The 16,549-nt window shown below is 51.0% G+C and carries 13 protein-coding genes; 9 read left to right on the forward strand and 4 right to left on the reverse strand.

Going from position 1 to position 16,549, the window contains the following annotated elements:
• Window positions 1–31 precede the first annotated feature (31 nt).
• The 7 genes from speD (at window position 32) to OLM33_01115 (ending at window position 7,446) form a co-directional block, all read left to right on the forward strand.
• Entirely contained in the window at window positions 32–880 is an 849-nt protein-coding gene (gene speD, locus OLM33_01085; GenBank protein ID MCW1712269.1) for an adenosylmethionine decarboxylase, read from the forward strand.
• The gene (locus tag OLM33_01090; protein ID MCW1712270.1) at window positions 873–2,318 is read left to right on the forward strand and encodes an aminotransferase class I/II-fold pyridoxal phosphate-dependent enzyme; all 1,446 of its coding nucleotides are present in this window, start codon (window positions 873–875) and stop codon (window positions 2,316–2,318) included. The genes speD and OLM33_01090 overlap by 8 nt, the downstream gene beginning before the upstream one ends.
• Before the next feature lie 3 nt (window positions 2,319–2,321).
• Window positions 2,322–3,179: a polyamine aminopropyltransferase gene (speE, locus tag OLM33_01095; GenBank protein ID MCW1712271.1), complete on the forward strand. Its 858-nt coding sequence runs from the start codon at window positions 2,322–2,324 to the stop codon at window positions 3,177–3,179.
• Window positions 3,160–4,014 carry an agmatinase gene (gene speB / locus OLM33_01100; protein MCW1712272.1) on the forward strand — a complete coding sequence of 285 codons (855 nt, stop codon included), beginning with the start codon at window positions 3,160–3,162 and terminating at the stop codon, window positions 4,012–4,014. The genes speE and speB overlap by 20 nt, the downstream gene beginning before the upstream one ends.
• Window positions 4,015–4,130: 116 nt before the next feature.
• Window positions 4,131–4,580 carry a hypothetical protein gene (locus tag OLM33_01105; protein MCW1712273.1) on the forward strand — a complete coding sequence of 150 codons (450 nt, stop codon included), beginning with the start codon at window positions 4,131–4,133 and terminating at the stop codon, window positions 4,578–4,580.
• Window positions 4,577–4,912 (forward strand): hypothetical protein, encoded by a 336-nt coding sequence (locus OLM33_01110; GenBank protein ID MCW1712274.1) that lies wholly within the window; start codon window positions 4,577–4,579, stop codon window positions 4,910–4,912. The genes OLM33_01105 and OLM33_01110 overlap by 4 nt, the downstream gene beginning before the upstream one ends.
• The gene (locus OLM33_01115; protein MCW1712275.1) at window positions 4,909–7,446 is read left to right on the forward strand and encodes a type II secretion system GspH family protein; all 2,538 of its coding nucleotides are present in this window, start codon (window positions 4,909–4,911) and stop codon (window positions 7,444–7,446) included. Before OLM33_01110 ends, OLM33_01115 begins: the two co-directional genes overlap by 4 nt.
• Before the next feature lie 80 nt (window positions 7,447–7,526).
• On the opposite strand, the gene OLM33_01120 is transcribed toward OLM33_01115, so the two are convergent.
• The 3 genes from OLM33_01120 to OLM33_01130 are packed head-to-tail and all read right to left on the reverse strand — an operon-like array spanning window position 7,527 to window position 10,954.
• A complete protein-coding gene (locus tag OLM33_01120) occupies window positions 7,527–8,168 on the reverse strand; it encodes a cyclase family protein (protein ID MCW1712276.1) in 642 nt (213 codons plus the stop codon).
• Window positions 8,169–8,171: 3 nt separating this feature from the next.
• Entirely contained in the window at window positions 8,172–9,638 is a 1,467-nt protein-coding gene (locus OLM33_01125; GenBank protein ID MCW1712277.1) for a pyridoxal-phosphate dependent enzyme, read from the reverse strand.
• A gap of 29 nt (window positions 9,639–9,667) precedes the next feature.
• Complete coding sequence (locus OLM33_01130) at window positions 9,668–10,954, reverse strand: threonine synthase (protein ID MCW1712278.1); 1,287 nt, start codon at window positions 10,952–10,954, stop codon at window positions 9,668–9,670.
• Between the two features lie 189 nt (window positions 10,955–11,143).
• Here OLM33_01130 and OLM33_01135 point away from each other — a divergent pair, with 189 nt between their 5' ends.
• Window positions 11,144–12,832 carry a lectin like domain-containing protein gene (locus OLM33_01135; GenBank protein MCW1712279.1) on the forward strand — a complete coding sequence of 563 codons (1,689 nt, stop codon included), beginning with the start codon at window positions 11,144–11,146 and terminating at the stop codon, window positions 12,830–12,832.
• Between the two features lie 129 nt (window positions 12,833–12,961).
• On the forward strand, window positions 12,962–13,969 hold the full coding sequence (locus OLM33_01140; GenBank protein ID MCW1712280.1) for a hypothetical protein: 1,008 nt from the start codon (window positions 12,962–12,964) through the stop codon (window positions 13,967–13,969).
• An 89-nt stretch (window positions 13,970–14,058) separates the two neighbouring features.
• On the opposite strand, the gene OLM33_01145 is transcribed toward OLM33_01140, so the two are convergent.
• Window positions 14,059–16,419, reverse strand: coding sequence for a glycyl radical protein (locus tag OLM33_01145; GenBank protein MCW1712281.1), 2,361 nt, complete (start codon window positions 16,417–16,419; stop codon window positions 14,059–14,061).
• Window positions 16,420–16,549: the final 130 nt, after the last annotated feature.

Consider the following 16,549-nt stretch of genomic DNA (forward strand, 5'->3'; position numbering starts at 1 on the left):
TTTTAAGGGGGTATGATCACCCCCTGCGGGTATGAACACTCGTGCGGAGGCCATTTTCAGAAAGGAGCCTGAGATGGCCGAGAAAATCAAGCTGTATGGCTTTAACAACCTTACAAAAACGCTTAGCTTCAACATTTACGATGTATGCTATGCAAAGACAGAGAGAGAAAAGAACGAATACGTCGCTTACATAGACGAACAGTACAACGCAGAGCGTCTCACAAACATCCTCTGCGATGTCACTGATATGATCGGTGCCCATGTCCTGAATATATCGAAGCAAAACTACGACCCCCAGGGAGCAAGTGTTACCATACTTATCTCGGAGATGCCAATGCCGGCCGAGACCCTTGACCCCTCATGCAACAGCGGACTCGAGATACTCTCAAAGAGGGAGACTGTCTGCGGACATCTCGACAAGAGCCATCTCACAGTCCACACATATCCCGAATTCCACCCGAACCAGGCGATATCGACCTTCCGGGTCGACATTGACGTATCCACCTGCGGCAAGATATCTCCTCTGAATGCCCTCGATTACCTGATCGGAAGCTTTGATTCCGACATTATCACGATCGACTACCGCGTCAGGGGCTTCACCCGCGAGATGGACGGACGCAAGTGCTACCTCGACCACAAGATAGCCTCGATACAGGATTTTATCGATGCGAAGACCCTGCAGGAGTATGACGCGCAGGACATCAACGTCTATCAGTCAAACATTTTCCACACAAAGATGCTGATAAAGGAACTGCACCTCCAGAACTACCTCTTCAACAACGATGTGCTTGAATTTTCCCCGAAGGAGAGGCTAGAGATAACCAACAGGCTCCGCAGGGAGATGATAGAGATCTACACGGGAATGAACGTCTATGAGTAGACAGGACAGAACTCCCATCTACGATGCTCTTCAGGAGTATATTGACAACAGGATAGTCTCCTTTGATGTTCCGGGCCACAAACAGGGCAAGGGGCACAAGGCCCTTGTCGATGCCTTCGGACAGAAGTGCATCTCTATGGATCTCAACTCAAGCAAGCCCCTGGACAACCTCACCCATCCGACAGGAGTCATCAGAGAGGCGGAGATCCTGGCGGCTGAGGCCTTCAGGGCGAGCCAGGCCTTCTTCATAACGAACGGTACTACTGCCGCTGTTCAGAACATGATCTTCTCCTGCTGCAGGCAGAACGACAGGATCATAATGCCCAGAAACGTTCACAAGAGCGTGATAAACGCGATGGTGATCTGCGGAGCGGCGCCGGTCTATGTCAACCCCGGAATAGAGCCGGAACTTGGGATAAGTCTGGGCATGTCAGTCAGGGATGTAAAACGGGCAGTATCGGAACATCCGGATGCAAAAGCCATATTTGTAAACAACCCCACCTATTACGGGGTCTGCAGCGACCTGAGAGAAATAGTCAAAATTGCCCATGATGCGGGCATGCTCGCCCTTATCGATGAGGCCCACGGAACGCACCTATACTTTGGAGAGGATCTCCCCCTTTCGGCTATGGATGCGGGCGCCGACATGTCAGCAGTCAGCATACACAAAACGGGAGGATCCCTTACCCAGAGCTCGATGCTGCTGTTGGGTCCGGCCGTAGATGCCGAGGCTGTGAGACAAATAATAAACCTCACACAGACTACAAGCGGCAGTTACCTTCTGATGGCGTCGCTCGACATAGCGAGGAAGAACCTCTGCCTCCACGGCAAAGAGATATTCGAAAGGGTATGTTCGCTAAGCGAATATGCCAGAAAAGAAGTCAACAGGATACCCGGCTTCAGGGCCTTCGGAAAAGAGATAATAAACGGAGATACGGTCTTTGATTTTGACAGGACCAAACTGAGCATACATACCCGTGCAATGGGTCTTGCAGGAATAGAAGTTTATGACATCCTCAGGGATGAATTCGGCATACAGATAGAATTTGGGGACATCGGAAATGTCCTGGCCATTATTTCAGTGGGGGACAGGGAGCTTGAAATTGAGAGGCTTCTCGGGGCCCTTTCGGAAATACAGCGCCGCTTCAGCCGGGACCCGATGAACATGCTAGACCACGAATATATAGATCCACAGGTGGCTATGACTCCCCAGCAGGCTTTCCATGCAAAGAAAATAAGCGTCCCCATAAGGGAAAGCCTCGGGATGATAAGCGCGGAACTTGTGATGGCATATCCGCCCGGCATCCCGATACTTGCGCCCGGGGAGCGGCTGACATCTGAAATAATCGACTACATCAGGTATGCCAAGGAAAAGGGATGCGTCATGACCGGCACCAAGGACATGGAAATGAACAATATTGAGACAGTGGAGGAATAAAAAATGGAATACTGGTACACGGAAGAACACAGCGAAAACGTCAGATTTTCCATAAGGGTCGACAAACAGCTTTATTCGGCGAAGAGCACATTCCAGCGGATAGATATCTTCGAAGCCGAGGAGTTCGGACGTTTCCTCACCCTTGACGGGTTGATGATGCTTACGGAGAAGGATGAGTTTATATACCACGACATGATAGTCCATGTTCCGATGGCGTCGAACCTCGGCATAAAGAAGGTCCTTGTTATAGGAGCAGGCGACGGCGGCACTGTCCGCGAGCTGACGAGATATAGTACGATCGAGAAGATAGACATGGTTGAAATCGACAAGATGGTCGTTGAGGCATGTCTTGAGTACATGCCGCAGACATCATCCAGGCTATCTGACCCGAGGGTCACGATATACTATGAAGATGGGTTGAAGTTCGTACGTGACAAGGTCAACATGTATGACCTGATCATAGTGGACAGCACCGACCCGTTTGGCCCGGGAGAAGGACTCTTCACAAAAGAATTTTACGGCAATTGTTACAAGGCGCTGACTGAAGAGGGCATACTTGTCAACCAGCACGAGTGCCCTTACTACGAGAGCTACGCAATGTCCATGAAGAGGGCCCACAAAAGGATCAGGGAATTCTTCCCCGTGACAAGGGTCTATCAGGCCCACATCCCTACATACCCGTCAGGCCACTGGCTATTCGGTTTCGCCTCAAAGAAGAAGGACCCGATAAAGGACCTCGATGAGAACAGATGGAACAGCCTTGGCATAAAGACAAAGTATTACAATACGGAGCTCCACAAGGGCTGCTTCGCGATACCGACCTATGTTAAGGAACTCCTTGATGACGCGGATAAGGAATAACGGCCCGATGGTCTTTATAGGGTGCGAAAGCGGTTATGACGAGGCGGATCTTGTCATATTCGGCGCACCCTTTGACGGCACGTGCAGTTACAGGCCCGGCTCCAGATTTGCAGGGTCTTCCATCCGCGCTGAATCATACGGCATAGAGACTTACTCTCCCTATCTTGAAAGGGATCTTGCGGATCTCTCTGTCTTTGATGCCGGAGAGCTTGACCTTCCCTTCGGCAACGCCTGCGAAGTGCTTGATAGGATAGAGGAAGCAGCTTCAGAGATAGCATCAGATGGCAAAATACTGCTGATGATAGGCGGAGAGCATCTTGTCACCCTGGGAGCTGTAAGGGCCATTGCAAAAAAGCATCCCGGCCTAAATATCCTCCATTTTGATGCGCATGCGGACCTCCGGGACGACTATATGGGGGAAAAGCTCTCACACGCGACCGTCATAAGGCGCTGCCATGAACTTGTCGGGGGCAAGGTATATCAGTTCGGCATCCGTTCGATGACAAGGGAGGAAGACCTTTGGGCCAGGGAGAACGTCGTCCAGAGAAAGTACGATCTTGGGACCCTGGATGAAGTCCTGGATGAGCTTATGGGAAAACCCCTTTACCTGACAATAGACCTAGATGTGCTAGATCCCTCGATATTTCCGGGGACAGGCACACCTGAGCCCGGAGGAGTCTCTTTCACAGACCTGATATCAGCGATCCACCGCATTAGGGGACTTGATATAGTCGGATGTGATGTAAATGAGCTTGCTCCTCACTACGACCAAAGCGGAGTCTCGACTGCGGTCGCATGCAAGGTGATCAGGGAGCTTATCCTTTCGGTTTTATAGGCTTTTGCCGTAAGGATCCTATTGGGATCAAACCTCAAAAATCATTATTATTTGCAAATCTCTCTTATTGATGTAATTCATTGAAGCGATTATACTTTCTAAGTGGAGGAGTCTATATGAAAGTTGATCGTACAAAGAGAGAAAAACGCCCCGGTGCAGCCCTTATAGCCATTGTGCTTGTAGGGTTTCTTGTGCTTTCCCTTGTAAGTGCCGTCGTTATCTCTATAGCCTGGAACACCCTCCGTGTTGAGGCCTGGCAGACTGAGCAGATAGAGAAGATAAGGCTGGACTATCTGGCAAGGACCGCAGCAAAAGCGGTGACCGATGAACTGACGGCGGACCCGGATAATTTCGGCATATTGAACAGGAACGGGATCGTTTCTCAGCCCAAAGTCATAACCGACGGTACCTTCTCCGCAACTGTGGAGGTAACGATAAAGGGTGATGACCAGAGGGCAAATGTTGTGGCAAAGGCATCCTCCGCAAAAGGCGGATCGGCTCTGGTAAGGACTACGATCGACCTGACGACGACACCCAAGACGGTCACATGGAGCGCGGGAAATTGAAGAGGCACGGAGGGATCTTCGTTGAGGTAATTGTATCCATACTCCTTTTCACCGTGGGTATCCTTGCACTGACAGGCACCCTCTTCTATGGTGTGAAAATGGTTGCCCAGTCCAGGGAAGAGACGGTAAAGGAGCAGGAGTACAAGAACCTCGTGGAAAATCAGATACTGGGCATCATCAGGGAGCCCTCCCCTGCACTCTCCGGGACCCCTCTCGCTGCCGACCAGATAATTATAAACAGCAAAGCGGTGCCCTTCACACTTTATCGATATAAGCAGGAGGGGAAAGAGGGTACTGAGATCTACCTGATCAAGAGGGGGAGTACTCCATGAAAAGCTCTGCCAAAACCGGATTTACTCTTGTTGAGCTGCTGATAGGCGTGGTCATGATGACTATCGTTATCGCAGGCATAGCATTTACAGTCAGCTCGGGATTTGATCTCTTCACAAAAGCGGATTCAAATGCCGTCGTGATAAGTGGTGTGCGTTTTACCGCTGATTCCTTCAAGAGGACCGTCGCCCCCATGCTCAATGTCACAAACGAGATCGAGATACTGCCGGCCGGCCATGCCATTCCCGGATCTATATCAGAGGATGTCCATTATGTCTTTCTTTCAAACGGTTCGGTAGTCCATAGGGATTCAAAAGGGGACCATGTACTGGAGGGCTCCGAGTACATCGATAACGTTGAGTTCTCGATCCCCGTCGCTTCAGAGGACACCCAGGAAAACTATATCTTTAAAATGGACTTACATGGAAAAAACAGCGATCATCCCAATGCCAAACTTGATCTTCAGGTTGTGAACGCACTCTACAACAGACCTGAGAAGATCGGTACCCCCGTCTCCGGCGATCTGAGGGGGGCAATACTCAAAGTCAGGGCCAGCCTCTATCTGGACAGGCTGGACCTCTACGACAACGATACGAAGATCAAGATCAACGGACTCACAATGCACAAGGGTACAAAGATAGAGGCTGTATATGATCTGATCAACCAGACGGGAACATCACAGCCGATGACGGATGCATCGATCATAGAATGGTTCATAAGCGGCAGCGTTTCAGCTGATATTACGGTTTCAGAGGCCAGTCCTACAGATTTGAACAGAAACAGTTATTACTGGCAGCTTGTCTCCGGAGGTGATCCGGTTACGGGAAAGGTGCTTGACACAACCGGAACTTTCCATCTTGACACAGGAGCAACAGAGACAGACTGGGAGGTAGGCGTGATAAGATGCCGCGTGACCCCGGCAGTCAAGTCCTCCGGCGGCAGCTTGGTTGCTTCGGGTATTCCAAGGTGGAGCGATTACGTCGTCATAAAAGCAGTTGAGGCGCCCAGCGAGGAGTTCGAAGATATCCTTGATGTCCTGGATCCTGACAGCCAAACTCCCAACGGCACCGGAGATGTTTATCTTACAGACGTTTCCACACAACAAAGCCAAAACGTTTTCGATGTCAACACAGGACAAATTCTAATGACTATTGACTCACCCAATAAACCTGGACACGGAGCCTCATTTGTGATGCAGCTGAAGCACGATAGGTTTGACAACGACAGAATATACGGTGCCTGGGCGGCGGGGAGGGAATCAGCCTCTGACATACCTTCATATATCACTGTTACGAACTATTCCGTTGTATTTGATTCAAAAATAAAAAATAAAATAACCGGGACAGCACTTTTTCTTAGTACAAGATCAAACAACTATAATTTTGGGCAAATTATCAATGGTACACTTGACAATAATTTTAGGGATGTGGGATACGCTGTCCAGTATTCTCCATACCATTACCCCTATGGTTTCTTTGTTTCCAAATTCAAAGATGGTGAAGAGATCTTCAGAAACAATAAAAACGACCCTAGCCCCCTTGGAATTTATAATGAGTCAATGAATAACAGAGGTTTCGATTATTATCACCCCCAATACTTGATCAACAGTAATTTTACATTTGGCCAATGGGCTGACCGTTACAGAGTTATGTATACAGTTCTCGAATATTATGATGAAACCCAGGGAAAGGAATATCCCCGCCATATTTTAAGGGTAAGGTTTCTCAAAAGGACAGACAACTGGAATGCACTCAACCCGGGAGATCCGCTGTCAGAGATAAAAAAAAGGGATCCCTGGTGTATAGGCCCCAAATTTTACGCATCTGAACCGATGTGGTTCGGGGATTCTGTCGGTAATCCAAACACTACCCGCACTACATCCACAACAACTGTGAAGGTGAAGAATTATTATTACACCACATCTCAGACGGCAACATTGGGCAGGCAGATCAACATCGCTGCGAAGATTTTCTATGCACTCAAAAACGCTTCAAATTCCACTGTTTTGAGGAAAAGGACTATGAATACGAGGGTGTCTGAATTAAATCTTGACGGAAGCACTATTTCGGGGACAGGGATATCTGATGCTTTGGGAGGGGCCGTTTTATCAGACCCTGGTAGATCAAGATATGTAGGTGTAAAGGGGATTATAGCAAATAAACGTGATCCAGAGGATTCGGTAATTGTCTATGGTCTGGATTTCGTCCCCGGGTTCAGCATCAACGAGCTTCGCTCAATAATGCCTGTGAACGGAAAGCTGTACAGCCTTGAGGAGACTATACCTGCCGCAGAGCTTTTAAAGATACAGGATAAAGACTGGTATAAGTCTTATAAACTTATGATCACTTCATCGGGTAACGATATAAACAAAAAGATTTTTGGGACCACCGGAAAGTCTGCCGGCAACGGAGACAACGGCAGTTGGTATTATCAAAACGCAGGAAGCGACGGCGGGATCTATGACCTGCAGCATATTAAAAACAACTGCAAATGCCCTCTCCACAATGAACTCTTCAAATGGCTTGGCGGGGAGTAAGATCAGCGAAAGATCAGAAAACAAACTACGAAATAATAAGAGGCGGGTGCCCGGACACTCGCCTCTCTCTTTTTCACAGACTATTTTTCCAGTACTGCCATCACCCTTGCGGGGCCTCCGTCCTGATCTTCCAGAGAAATGGGAAGGGCGGCCATGCAGAATGGCCTGTACCCGACCTTGTCCAGGTTTCTCAGATTTTCGAGCAGCACGAGCCCGCTCGAAAGAAGGATCCTATGGACTTCATTTGAGACTGAATCTATGGGATCCACTGATATGGCGTCAAATCCTACCCCTTTCAGCTTTTTCTCTGAAAGCCACTCGGCCGAAAGCGGTGATAGGACAGGATATCCCTTAAGATAATCCTCAGTCCCCCATTTTTCGGACCATCCGGTGCGGAAGAGAAGATAGTCAGCGCCAGAGATCTCAGAAGAGGTCACCTTGATGTCGGCAAGCTCGATCCTTCTCGCGGCGCATCCCCTCACGTCGACCACCAGGCCGAAGCCGAAGAAGGTCTCGTTGGGCAGATGGTCCAGGTTTTTCCCATCGGGCACCATGTGCGAAGGGGCATCCATGTGAGTCCCTGTGTGCGAGCTGAAGGAGAGAAGTGTCGTTCTCCAGCCGTTCTCCTCCATCGTAGCCCCCTTTTTGACAGTGGGAGGGATGTCGCCCGGAAAGACCATCATGCCGTCTGTAATGGGCCAGCTGAGGTCGATCACTCTCATCCGCTATTCTCCCAGTCCTGTCATTTTGTTGAACTCGCCGATCTTTTCATCGATAAGGTCAGCCATACGGTGGACGCTCTTCCAGTAGTCCGGGTCATACCACTGGGCGTTGAGCTCTTCGCTCGTCTTGCCCTGCTGCTCCACCCATGTGTAGTACTTAAGGTTGTGTATCCTCTTTCGATCGTAGTAGCTCAGTTCCATCATACCGTCGATGCCCATCCCCAGGACGAATCTCTGGTGGTCGACAGCAGCTCTTAGCGGCGAGTATGCTCCAAGCTCAGTGCGCATCTCTTCAAGCCTGGATGTGTACATCTCCATGGAGTCGGTAAGGACTGTGAGTATCACATCGTTCTCCGTAAGCTCGTAGTACTTTGCCATCTTTATCGCCATCGCGACGTTTGCGGCGCCGGATATGCCCATGAGGGTCAGCTGTGAGATGAACTCGTCTGAGAGTCCGAGACTCCTGAGGTATTCCTGTCCCTCCGGCTCGTTGCATAGGCGGACCATCGCCATGCAGTTGTTGTCGTCTATCGCAAATACGAGGTCCGTGTTCTTTACGTTATGGACCCATGGTATGTGTTTGTCTCCTATTCCTTCGATCCGGTGCTCACCGAATCCGTTGAGGTAAAGGGTAGGACACTGGAGCGCCTCTCCGACGCCGACTTTGCTCTGGGGGTATATCTCTTTGAGGTAATCTCCGCATGCAGTAGTTCCTGCGGATCCCGATGTGACGACGACTCCGGCGTACCTGTCCTTCGGTCCCATTGACTTTTTAAGGGCTTCTTCCATGGCGCTTCCCGTCACATAGTAGTGCCAGAGGTGGTTGCCCATCTCGTCGAACTGGTTGAAAATGACCGCTTCGGGCCGTGAGGCACGTATCCTCGCGACTTCGTCGTAAATTTCCTTGACGTTGCTCTCTGTGCCGGGAGTGGCGATTATCTCACCTGCCACTGTTCTCAGCCATTCGAAGCGCTCCTTGCTCATTCCCTCAGGGAGTATCGCGATGGATTCACAGCCGAGCAGCTGGGCGTTGTATGCTCCGCCACGGCAGTAGTTGCCGGTAGACGGCCATACTGCCTTCTGGCATGTTGGGTCGAACTGTCCGGTCACGAGACGGGGGACAAGGCAGCCGAAGCTTGCCCCGACCTTGTGCGCTCCTGTAGGGAACCACTTGCCGCAGAGCGCGATGATGCGTGCCTTTACCCCGGTGAACTCGCTTGGGAATTCCAGGGTGTTGACCTCACCGAAGAGTCCTCCCGCTTTTTTAGGTTCATTCTTCCACGTGATCCGGAAGAGGTTTGCAGGGTCTACATCCCAGAGGCCCGTTTTTTTCAGCTTCTCCCTGATCCCAGCGGGCGTGTATTTTTCAGGATCCCTCATCTGCCTGAATGTCGGTATCAGAACATTCCTCTTTTTCGCCATCTCGACCGCGTTTTTTAGTTTTTCTTCGTTGACGGTAAGATCGATCACTGAGTATTTCCCCCTTCAGAATATTTTTCTTATTTGTGTGTTCGCCGTAGATCGATGAGTCTTGAAAATTCCTCTATGTCCGGAGAACATGAGAGAGGTTTTCCTACCGATCTCTTTGCGCTCTCGATATCCTTCAGCCCGTTTCCCGTCACGACTACGGCGACAGTCTCGTCCGGAGCTGTCTCCCCTGCGAGGGCCATCTTGCGGAATCCCGCAAAACCGGTAACTCCCGCAGGTTCCCCAAAGACACCGGAGGAGCGGGCGAGTTCCGGGATGGCGGAGAGTATCTCATTATCTGTGACCGTCACTGCCGCACCTCCGGACTTCCTTATTGCCCTGAGTGCCTTTGCCCAGTTTCTCGGAGCACCGACCGAGATGCTGTCAGCTATCGTATTTGCAGGACCGAAGTTCACCCTTTCGGAATTCTCCGTTATCGCTTTGTATATAGGGCTGGAACCCTCTGCCTGAACCCCGGTGATCTTGGGCATCCTGTCGATGAGTCCCAGTTCGAGCAGATCCCGGAATCCCTTATAGAGCCCCCCTATGCAGCATCCGTCTCCAACCGGGATGAAGACCCTGTCCGGTACCTCCCAGTTCAGCTGTTCGGCCATCTCCATCGCGCAGGTCTTTTTGCCCTCGACTAGATAGGGATTTATCGCGCAGTTCCTGTTGTACCAGCCAAATTTTTCTATCGCTGCCGTTGCAAGGTCAAATGCTTTCGCATAATCTCCTTTTACCAGGACCACATTGGCACCGTAGACGAGTAGTTGTGTCACCTTTGCCGCCGGGGCTTTCTCGGGGACGAATATGTAGCTTTCAAGTCCTGTCACGGCGGCGAAGCCCGAGAGTGAGCTTGCGGCGTTTCCTGTCGATGCGCATGCGACCGTCTTCTGCCCAAAATCCAGGGCTTTTGCGACACCTACCGCGCTTGCCCTGTCCTTGAGCGAGGCGGTCGGGTTCCTTCCGTCGTCCTTTACGTAAAGTTTTCTGACCCCGTATTCCGATGCCAGCCGTTTATTCTCATAAAGAGGGGTCCATCCGACAGAGAGTTCGGGGATGTTCGCGTCATTCAGGACCGGCATTATATCCCTGTATCTCCACATTGACATCTCCCTGCTGAGAGAGAGGGAATCCTTCATGAGCCGCTTCTTTGCTTCATTGACGTCGTAGAGCACGTCAAGAGTTCCGTCGAGTCCGCAGGTGCCGCAGACATACCTTTCCGGCTCAGGGCTGTACTCCTTTCCGCACAGTACGCATTTAAGTATCTCCGGTCTTGCCATATCCTCACCCCTTGAGAGAGAGTTTATCCCTATCATTATACGTTGTAAGGACTTTTCAGGCTATTCCCTGAGATCATAGGCCGGATCCAAAATACTGCAATAGTTTTTTATTGCTTCTCATTTTAAATTTGTTATATAATAAATCAGTTACACTTTAAAAAGAAAGAGGTGTTTTCATTGTTATCTGCTCCTGCTTTAATTAAAAAAGTTTACATTCTCCTTTTAGTGGCAGCTATTTTTATATCGGGAGACTCTGCCTCAGAAGCGTCAACCGGGGGGATCAGTGCGGCGCCGCTTGATCCTCTGTTTGTCGAGTGGCAGAAAAAAATTGATGCGGCACGGACATCGGCACAGGAAGGGGGAGGCACCGGAAATGCGGCAGGAGTTTTCCACGGCTATGCTCCCTCCCCGGTAAACTGGTCGCACCTTGACAGCGAGGTCATAAGCGTTTACGGCGGGGCGGAGAATATCCTGAAAAAGGGCTCAGACATACCAGCCAGCTATGACCTTAGGCCAGAGATGCCGGCTGTCAGGGACCAGGATCCGTTCGGGACCTGCTGGACTTTTTCCGCGATGGCAGCCGCAGAATCCAACCTTATACATGAAAAAGCCATACTGACTAAGGATAGCGCAGACCTTTCGGAGTGGTACCTTGCATATTACGGCTATAACGATGAATCGGAGGATCTGCCATCCTTTACTTATGACAGCAGTGAAGTGGAATACTACGATGCCGGAGGGGACGACTGGAGGTCTGCGGCCATACTGACCAGGGGGACCGGCTTTCTCGAGGAGGCCTCCGCCCCATACCCCCAGAGTGCAGCGGGAGCTTACTCGCCCGATCTGAAAGCAAGAAAGTATAAACTCAATAACGTCCTTTATCTGGGGAACCTCGGAGAAAGGGAGGTACGTCTGAAGGATGCCCGCATCAACACCGTCAAAGAGGCCATAATGGAGTACGGTGCGGTAAGCATAGGGATATACCAGGGTGAGTTCACAGCAGCATCCGGTGCCTACTTTAGGGATACGGATGAAATAGGTACGAACCATGCCGTAACGATAGTCGGCTGGGATGACGATTATGCGGTTTCGAACTTCGCCGACCCTGCAGGAATCCCCTCTGAAGACGGAGCCTGGATCGTCAGGAACAGCTGGGGAAATACATGGGGAGACGAGGGATATTACTATGTTTCTTACGAAGAAGGCTCTCTCAATGACGGTGTTGTCTACGACACGGCGGCAGCCCCGGATAAGGAGAAGATCTACCAGTACGACCCGCTCGGACTGTGCCGGTTCGTGACATATGAGTCTGCGGACCCTGTCTGGTTCGCCAACATATTCACGGCATCGCGCAATGAGAAGATAAACTCCGTATCCTTCTACACAAGCCACGCGAACAGCACATGCACCGTTAAGATATACAAAGACTGCGGAAGTGACCCTACGGACGGGACTCTTGCGGTCCAAAAAAGCTTAACGGTCGCTGCTCCCGGATACAATACGGTCGAGCTTGATGAAGAGATCGTCGTGGCGAAGAACAGGAAGTTTTCGGTCGTTGTAAGCGTAGCGCTTCCCGAACCGACAAGTTCTTCACGCAACAACGCGGGAGGGTCCGCGTCAAGGACGGCGATATTGAGCTTACCCGCGATCCCGGTCGAATATCCGATAACCAACTACTCCGAAAAGGCAGACGCATCGGCAGGCCAGAGCTTTATCTCTTCGGACGGGATCGAATGGAAAGACCTGACGGAAGAGTCGGGGTATGAAAGGGGCAACGTATGCATAAAGGCTTTCGGTATCTCTGATGATACTGATGCGGGCGGCGGCGGAGGCGGCTGTTCTACGGGACCGGTGATGTTCATACTGCTCGGCTTAGGAGCCCTGCCCCTAATTTATAAGGGAAAGAAGCAGTGAGACCGTACAGGCAGACCTTTTGAACAGATCGATATCAGCTGTATTTTTTAATATATAATATTCGAAGAGGGCTGTGTTTAAATCACCGGCCCTCTTTTCTGAAATTGGACCGAGGAAAGGAACACCAGGATGATATTTTTTGTCAGAAGCGGTCCGGAGACGATAGTCTTCACCTTCAACAGGAATTTCGACAAGGCTGAAAAGATATTGCTCGCTTGGGGTGAATACGCCGGCAGCAATATAGAAGAGGCTTTCTCCCTTTCCGGCGAGTTCAGCAGGATAGTGATCGCCAGGATCGTAGTGGGGCCAGGGGAGAAGGAGGAGGTCAGGGTATATATCTCAGAGACTTGTATACAGCGTTTGCTCTGCACAATGCTGAACGCCGGGCTCGGCGAAGGCATAACGGAGAGCAGGATGCAGCCCGGCTATATCCTTATGAGGCTTCTCGGCGACATTGAGAAGGGTATAGAAAGGATAAAGGAGGACTTTGGAGGGGAGTACGTGTCGAACGACCCATATTTCAGCGAACCCCTTCCCGAAGATTCCTCAGTGATCTACTTTACCTCTGAACCCCTCAACCACCGCATACCTCACTCGAAAATGCACGAGAGGGCCCTTTACGTCAACGAACACTCAAAGGAAAAGCTGATAGCCACCCTCAGGATGAGGCAGAACGAATATCTTGGTGACTCCATGGGCACTCCTGACTGGAACAGCATGGAGATCCGCATCGGGGACAAGGAGGGACGCTTCAGCACGCACAGGAAGAGGATATGGACCGCGGTGCAGGGCCTCCAGATCGGAACGATACTTGAAGAGGGCTGGAAAAGGGAGTACACCCTTATGGGGAGGATCGCGGACGTCTACCTCCTTAAACTCTTTACCCCGCTTGACGAAGAGTCGGTAAAGGGGTTCCTCTCCGGACTTGAGTATGATGATTCAGGTGAGCGTATTGCCGACCTCGATCTCTACTTCAAGGAGAGAAAGGTCAGCTGGAAAGAGAGAGGCAGAGAAGGCGGCCTTTCGAAGGCTGAGCTTGGGATGGCTGCCAGGAAAAGCATGCTCGAAAGGCTTGATAAGTATTCCCTCTCCAAAATGCACAGGCTTGACGAAGAGCTGATACTCACAAAGCGGTAAGAAACACGCACATAAGAACGATCAAAGGGGGCCCTTCGAATAGAAAGGCCCCCTTGCTTATACGTTTCTGCTGCTCTGAACGCCCTTTCTTAGAAACCTTCCTGGGCGTTCCTTGCGATTATCTCTTCCTGCTGATAAGCGTCGAGGTCTACGAAGTAATCGCTGTAGCCTGCCACTCTGACAAGGAGCCCGCGGTAGCTGTCGGGATGTTCCTGAGCGTCACGGAGAGTGTCTTCATCTACAACATTGAATTGGATATGGTGTCCGCCGAGCTTGAAGTAGGAGCGGATCAGATTCTTAACTCCTTCGATGCCCTCCTCACCGGCGAGGACAGAGGGGAGGAAGCGCTGATTGAGGAGCGTTCCGCCCGATTTTACCTGGTCCATCTTAGCGAGGGACTTGACAACTGCTGTTGGTCCCTTGCGGTCAGCGCCGTGGCTTGGAGATGTCCCGTCGGATTCCGGCATTCCGGAGAAGCGTCCGTTCGGCGTTGCGGCAAGTTTCTGGCCGAAGTAGTTGTGGCATGTCGTGCTCAGCATGTTAAGGTGATATGTCGGGCCAAGGATACTGTGCCTGCCGTCGATCGCCCTGAAGAGGCTGTCATAGACCCTCTTCATAATGTCATCAGCATAGTCGTCATCGTTGCCAAAGAAGGGGGTCTTGTTCCAGAGGGTAAGACGCATCTCCTCTTCGCCCTCCCAGTTCTTTTCAAGAGCCGCCACGACCTGCTTCAGTGTGTATTTCTTATCTTCGAAGACATGCTTCTTTATAGCTGAGAGGCTGTCTGTGATCGTACCGATACCGCAGCACTGGATGTAGTCGGAGTTGTAGCGCGGTCCGCCGTTATAGTAGTCTTTGCCTTTCTTTATGCAGTCCCTGATAACGACAGACAGGAACGTGGCTGCCATCTTCGTGGAGTACTGGTAACGGAGGTAGTTGTCGACTTTGATTTTAGTCTCTACCACATAGTTGAGCTGTTTCTCGAAAGCGGCATATAGATCGTCAAATGTCCTGAATTCGCTGATGTCACCTGTCTGAATGCTGACCTGCTTGCCTGTGAGCATGTCTACGCCGTTTGTAAGGGTGTACTCAAGGAGCTTGGGAACATTGAGGTATCCGTGGAGCAGATATGCTTCCTTGCCTGCTGCGCCTGTCTCTATGCATCCGCTTGTGCCGCCTTCACGTGCGTCTTCAAGTGTCTTGCCTACGCGCATCTGTTCCTGGATGACCATGTCGGCGTTGAAGACAGAGGGATATCCCATGCCGTTGCGGAAGACCTTTGCCGCAGCACGGATGACACTGTCCGGCGTACGCTCGCTGACCTGGATGTTGCCCTGGGGCTGCAGAAGGCGAAGTTCGTCGAAGATCTCCAGACAAATATAGGTGACTTCGCTCGATCCGTCACTGCCGTCGGCCTTAAGTCCTGCAAGGTTGATGTTCGTAAAGTCGTTGTAGGTCCCGCTCTCTGCCGCAGTTACACCGACTTTGGGAGGTGCGGGGGTGTTGTTGACCTTGATCCAGAGGCAGGAGAGGAGTTCCTTCGCCGCTTCCCTGTCAAGTGTGCCTTCCTTTACGCCCTTCTCATAGAAGGGGGCAAGGTGCTGGTCGAGGTGGCCGGGGCTCATTGCGTCCCATCCGTTGAGTTCCGTTATGGTGCCAAGGTGTACGAACCAGTACATCTGGACTGCTTCCCAGAAGTCTCTCGGTGCGTGTGCGGGTACCCATCTGCAGACATCGGCTATCTTGAGCAGCTCGGCCTTGCGTTTTGGGTCGCTCTCGTCCGCCGCCATCTTTTCGGCGAGTTCTGCATGCCTTTCAGCGAATATGATGACTGCGTCGCAGGAGATATCCATACCCTGCAACTGCTCGTCTTTCGCAGTCGCCTCGGGATCTTTAAGGTAGTCAAGTTTCGCACGTGATTCGGCGATCTGCCTTTTGAGATCTAGCATGCCGTTTTTGTATACAAGGCCGTCAAGCGCTGTGTGTCCGAGAGCCCTCTGCTCGCCGAACTCTGTAAATGTTCCGGCCTCATAAAGCTTGGTCCAGTCCTCGGGCATGCGCTCGAAAAGCTTGTCCCTCATGCAGCGGCCGCGCCAGAAGGGAATGACCTTCTCTTCATAGGTGTCGATATCTTTAGGGTCTACGGTGTAGTTCTGCTGTTTCCTGATGTTAAGGATCTCAAGGTCTTCCCTTGAATGGCATGTAAGTTCGGGGAAAGTTGAGACTGCCTTAGGTTTTGAACCTCTCTCACCGATGATCAATTCGTCTTTTCCGATATATATGGCCTTCTTTTCACAGATGTGCTTAAAGTTCAGCGCACGCATTACGGGCATCGGGTATTTGTTGTCGTTCTCTTTGTAGAATTCTGTCTCAAGAACGGCTCTCTCTATACAGATGGACGGATGTGATTCGAAGCTTTCGTCGCGAAGACGTTTGATGCGTTCGTTCATGTTTGTTACCTCCCCAGGTGTTTTCTTATTCTGATAAATTTTTTAGGACTACCCCGACCTTCGCCGGTTCGTGCTCAGGTCTGCCGCTTTTATTATGATGCGCCTCATGCGCATTGTATTCAGTCCTATT

This window comes from Synergistaceae bacterium DZ-S4 (assembly GCA_025943965.1).
GTDB lineage: Bacteria > Synergistota > Synergistia > Synergistales > Synergistaceae > Caenicola > Caenicola nitritireducens.

Bases quoted from the DNA above. Each gene is read 5' to 3' on its own strand.
- OLM33_01145 (MCW1712281.1), bottom strand. From the start codon at position 16,419: ATGAACGAACGCATCAAACGTCTTCGCGACGAAAGCTTCGAATCACAT.
- OLM33_01105 (MCW1712273.1), top strand. From the start codon at position 4,131: ATGAAAGTTGATCGTACAAAGAGAGAAAAACGCCCCGGTGCAGCCCTT.
- speB (MCW1712272.1), top strand. From the start codon at position 3,160: ATGACGCGGATAAGGAATAACGGCCCGATGGTCTTTATAGGGTGCGAA.
- OLM33_01140 (MCW1712280.1), top strand. From the start codon at position 12,962: ATGATATTTTTTGTCAGAAGCGGTCCGGAGACGATAGTCTTCACCTTC.
- OLM33_01090 (MCW1712270.1), top strand. From the start codon at position 873: ATGAGTAGACAGGACAGAACTCCCATCTACGATGCTCTTCAGGAGTAT.
- speD (MCW1712269.1), top strand. From the start codon at position 32: ATGAACACTCGTGCGGAGGCCATTTTCAGAAAGGAGCCTGAGATGGCC.
- OLM33_01130 (MCW1712278.1), bottom strand. From the start codon at position 10,954: ATGATAGGGATAAACTCTCTCTCAAGGGGTGAGGATATGGCAAGACCG.
- OLM33_01120 (MCW1712276.1), bottom strand. From the start codon at position 8,168: ATGAGAGTGATCGACCTCAGCTGGCCCATTACAGACGGCATGATGGTC.
- speE (MCW1712271.1), top strand. From the start codon at position 2,322: ATGGAATACTGGTACACGGAAGAACACAGCGAAAACGTCAGATTTTCC.
- OLM33_01115 (MCW1712275.1), top strand. From the start codon at position 4,909: ATGAAAAGCTCTGCCAAAACCGGATTTACTCTTGTTGAGCTGCTGATA.